4 protein-coding genes are annotated in these 3,869 nt (G+C 70.3%); 2 read left to right on the top strand and 2 right to left on the bottom strand.

Going from position 1 to position 3,869, the window contains the following annotated elements; all coding sequences use genetic code 11:
* The first annotated feature begins 383 nt into the window (after positions 1-383).
* Together ACFZCD_RS02225 and ACFZCD_RS02220 are read left to right on the top strand one after the other, a co-directional pair.
* Positions 384-1,484, top strand: coding sequence for a cytochrome P450 (locus ACFZCD_RS02225; RefSeq protein ID WP_391826948.1), 1,101 nt, complete (start codon positions 384-386; stop codon positions 1,482-1,484).
* Positions 1,485-1,498: 14 nt separating this feature from the next.
* Positions 1,499-1,690 (top strand): ferredoxin, encoded by a 192-nt coding sequence (locus ACFZCD_RS02220; protein ID WP_391826946.1) that lies wholly within the window; start codon positions 1,499-1,501, stop codon positions 1,688-1,690.
* 130 nt (positions 1,691-1,820) lie between these two features.
* Here the strand turns inward: ACFZCD_RS02220 and ACFZCD_RS02215 are convergent, their stop codons facing one another.
* Positions 1,821-3,023: a cytochrome P450 gene (locus ACFZCD_RS02215; RefSeq protein ID WP_391826944.1), complete on the bottom strand. Its 1,203-nt coding sequence runs from the start codon at positions 3,021-3,023 to the stop codon at positions 1,821-1,823.
* Position 3,024: 1 nt separating this feature from the next.
* Positions 3,025-3,867, bottom strand: a complete 843-nt coding sequence (locus ACFZCD_RS02210) for an SAM-dependent methyltransferase (protein ID WP_391826942.1) — start codon at positions 3,865-3,867, stop codon at positions 3,025-3,027.
* Positions 3,868-3,869 lie beyond the last annotated feature (2 nt).

Genomic DNA, 3,869 nt, shown 5'->3' with positions numbered 1-3,869 from the left:
ATTGCGCTCCACCCACCCACACAGAGAACGAAAAGGCACCGCACCATGCCGCGGCATGGTGCGATGTGACCCCAGTTTCCGTCCCCCGGCCGTGTTTCCGGCGCTGCTCCGGCTCAGGTCTAGGGGAATCCCAAATGGACGGCGTGGGCGGGCTCCTGAGGCCACATCGCATCACTAAGGAGAACACTAGAGGCAGTTGTGGAAGGCTCGTGGGCCGTCTAACCTTTCCCCTTTTTTCTCTCCTCTCACGAAGAGGTGCCATCGTCATGTCGCCATCTCGGGAATCCGAAATAGGTGCGGCGCGTCCCTTCCCCACGGCGCGCCCTTCGGGCTGTCCCTTCGACCCGCCCGCCCCCTTCGCGGAAGCGCGCGGGGAATGCCCGATGACCCCGTTGCAGTACCCCGACGGGCACGTCGGCCACCTGGTCACCGGTCTGCAGACCGCGCGGGCCGTGCTGGCCGACACCCGGTTCAGCTCCCTGCCGGCGGGGAAGCGCTCGCCGGTCATGTCCCCCGGCGCTGCACTGAGCACCGACGCACTGCCCCCGGGCATGTTCGTCAACATGGATCCGCCGGACCACACCCGCTACCGGCGGCTGCTGAGCAAGCACTTCACCATCCGGCGCGTGCGGGAGCTCCGGCCGCGCATCCAGGAGATGACGGACCGCCTGCTGGACGGGATGGAGAACGCGGGCGGGCCCGTGGACCTGGTGCAGGCCTTCGCCAAGCCGCTGCCCACGCTGGTCACCTCGGAGCTGCTCGGGCTGCCGGAGGAGGACCGTGCCCAGTTCGCGCGTCACGTCGACGTCCTCTTCAGCCTCTCCAGCAGCGGCGAGGAGATGCAGCAGTCGATGATGCTGCTCGGCGGGATGCTGAACGACCTGATCGCGGCCGCGCGCAAGGCCCCGGGGCCGGACATCCTCGGCCGGCTCACCGTGGAGACCGAGCTGACCGACGAGGAGCTGCTGGGCATCACGATCGTCCTGCTCATCGCCGGGCTGGAGACCACCACCAACATGCTGGCGCTGGGCACCTACGCGCTGCTGCGCCACCCCGGTCAGCTGGCTGCCCTGCGCGCCGACTGGTCCCTGATGGACGGCGCCGTGGAAGAGCTGCTGCGCTACCTCAGCGTCGTGCAGATCGGCCCGATCCGCGTCGCCGCCGAGGACTTCGAGTTCGAGGGGCAGGACATCCGCAAGGGCGAGGTGGTCACGGTGTCGCTGCCGGCCGCCAACCGCGACCCGCTCGGTTTCGACGACGCGGACACGTTCGACATCCGTCGCGGCGCCACCCGTCACGTCGCGTTCGGCAGCGGCCCCCACCAGTGCATGGGCCACCACCTGGCCCGGCTGGAACTCGCGATCGGCTACGAGTCGCTGCTGCGCCGCTTCCCCCGGCTGGAGCTCGCCGTTCCGGCGGAGGAGATCGGCACCCGGGAGATGATGGTGACGTACGGCGTCCTCGAGCTCCCGGTGCGCTGGTGAAGGAGGCGGACCCGATGAGGATCGAGATCGACGAGGACCTCTGCTGCGGCGCGGGCACCTGTGTGCTCATCGCCCCTGACGTCTTCGACCAGAACGACGAGGACGGCACGGTGATCCTGCTCGACGCCACTCCCGGTGCCGGCCTGCGGGCGGCGGTGGAGGAGGCCGCCGAGAGGTGCCCGACGGCGGTCATCAGGATCGTCTGACCGCACCGCTCCCCGCGTTGCTGGACCGCATCGTTCAACCGTGTTGTTCGACCGGCCGGAAACGGCGCCGGCCGGACCGCCGCCTCGTGAGAGGTGGCGGTCCGGCTCGCTGAGCAGCTGCCGGCGGTCGTTACCAGGTGACCGGCAGGGCGTGCAGGCCGAAGATCGCCGCGTCATTCTTCAGCGGCACTTCCCCGGCGGGGCAGGCCAGGCGGAGACCGGGGATGCGACGCAGCAGGGTGTCGTAGACGATCTCCAGTTCCATGCGGGCGAGGCTCTGGCCGAGGCACTGGTGGGGGCCGTAGCCGAAGGCCACGTGCTGGCGGGCGCCGCGGTCGACGTCGAGTTCGCCGGGGTTCTCGAAGACCTCCGGGTCGTGGTTGGCCGAACCGCCGAGGGCGAAGACGCCCTCGCCCGCGCGGATGGTCCTGCCGCCGATCTCGACGTCCTCCTTGGCCACGCGGGTGGTGATGATGTCGGTGATGGTGAAGTACCGGAGCAGTTCCTCCACCACGTCCGGCGTGCTGCCGGGGTCGCCGGTGATCCTGGCCCGCAGCTCCGGCCGCTCCAGGAGGGCCAGCGTGCCGAGCGAGATCATGTTCCCGGTGGTGTCGTGGCCGGCGGTCAGGAGGAGGAAGGCCAGGTCGACCAGGTCGTCGTGGTCGTAGGACCCGGAGTCCCGGCCCTTGGCTATCTGACGGCCGAGGAGGTCGTCGGTGGGCTCCTTCTCCTTCCTCGTGACCAGCTCGTCCAGGTAGGACTGCAGGTCCAGGAAGGCCTTCTGCCGGGTCAGCGGCGGCAGGGTCATGCTGAGCATCCGGGAGGTGCGGTCCTCGAAGAAGTCGCGGTCCGCGTCGGAGACTCCGAGGAGCTCGCAGATGACCAGGGACGGCACCGGGAAGGAGATCGCCTTCACCAGGTCGGCCGGCTTGGGGCCGGCCAGCATGTCGTCGACGCACGCGTCGACGATGTCCTGGACGCGCGGGCGCAGCGCCTCCATCCGGCGGTAGGTGAACTCGCCGACCACCGCGCGCCGCGCCCGGGTGTGCCGGGGGGCGTCCATGCCGGCCAGGGAGAGGGTGGAGTCCTTCTCGCTGTGGGCGATCTCGACCAGCATGGGGAAGTCCGGGTTGCCCCGGTCGGAGCTCAGGCGGGGGTCGTTGAGCGCCTTGCGGACGTCGTCGTAGCGGGTCAGGATCCAGGCGGGCTTGCCGGTGGGCAGGGTCACCCGGGAGACCGGCTCGCTCTCGCGGAGGCCGGCGTACTCGGCGGGCAGCCGGTACGGGCAGGTGCGGGGGAAGGGGAAGGCGGGCGCGGAGTGGTCGTCGGTCATGTCAGGCGGGCTTCTGTGCGGTCAGCAGGACGGATCCGAACTCGTCGACGCCGAGCATGGCCGCGGGGCTGAACTTCTCGTCGGCCTCCTCGTCGAACGCGGTCTGCATCTCCTCCTCGCCGTGCGTGGTCCGGCTCATCTGCTCGAAGGTCTGGCGCACGCTCCGCTCGGTGATGTCGAGGAGTTCGACGAAGCGCAGGCCCGCGCGACGCAGCATGGGCACGTAGTCCTCGGGCTGGGCCAGCGTCATGATGAAGTCCCGGAGCAGCCGGTCGACGGCGGGCCGCTTGTCCGCGGGGATGGGGGCGCGCTCGAAGAAGTCGGTCAGGACCAGCCGGCCGCCGGGGCGCAGCACCCGGCGGATCTCGCTGAACACCTGCTCGCGGTCGGGCATGTGGAAGACCGACTCGATGGCGATGGCCGCGTCGAACGAGTCGTCCTCGAAGGGCAGCCGCATGGCGTCGGCGTGGCGGAACTCCACGCGGCCGCCCAGCCCTGCCGCCTCGGCGAGCTCCGTGGCGCGGCCGATCTGGTCGTGGCTGATGGAGATGCCGGTGACGTGCGCTCCGGTGCGGCGGGCGATCCTCATGGCGGGCTGGCCGACTCCGCAGCCGACGTCGAGCACGCGGTGGTTCTCGTCGATCCCCAGGCGGTCCGTCATCATGTCGGTCAGCCGGTCGGCGGCCTCGACGAGCGGCACCTCGTCGTCCTCGGGGTCCCAGTAGCCGAGGTGGAGGCTTCCGCCGGTCTTGGCGGTGTCGAGGGCGGTCAGGCGGTCGTAGAGGCGTCCGACCTCTTCGGGGACGGGGGTGGGGACGGGGGCGAGGGTGTGGGTGCTGGACACGG

It is taken from the genome of Streptomyces sp. NPDC008001, assembly GCF_042958085.1.
Taxonomy (GTDB): Bacteria; Actinomycetota; Actinomycetes; order Streptomycetales; family Streptomycetaceae; genus Streptomyces.
This window is presented reverse-complemented; position numbering and strand designations above follow the sequence as displayed.

Coding starts and splice junctions, on each gene's coding strand:
- ACFZCD_RS02225 (WP_391826948.1), top strand. CDS start 384: ATGACCCCGTTGCAGTACCCCGACGGGCACGTCGGCCACCTGGTCACC.
- ACFZCD_RS02220 (WP_391826946.1), top strand. CDS start 1,499: ATGAGGATCGAGATCGACGAGGACCTCTGCTGCGGCGCGGGCACCTGT.
- ACFZCD_RS02215 (WP_391826944.1), bottom strand. CDS start 3,023: ATGACCGACGACCACTCCGCGCCCGCCTTCCCCTTCCCCCGCACCTGC.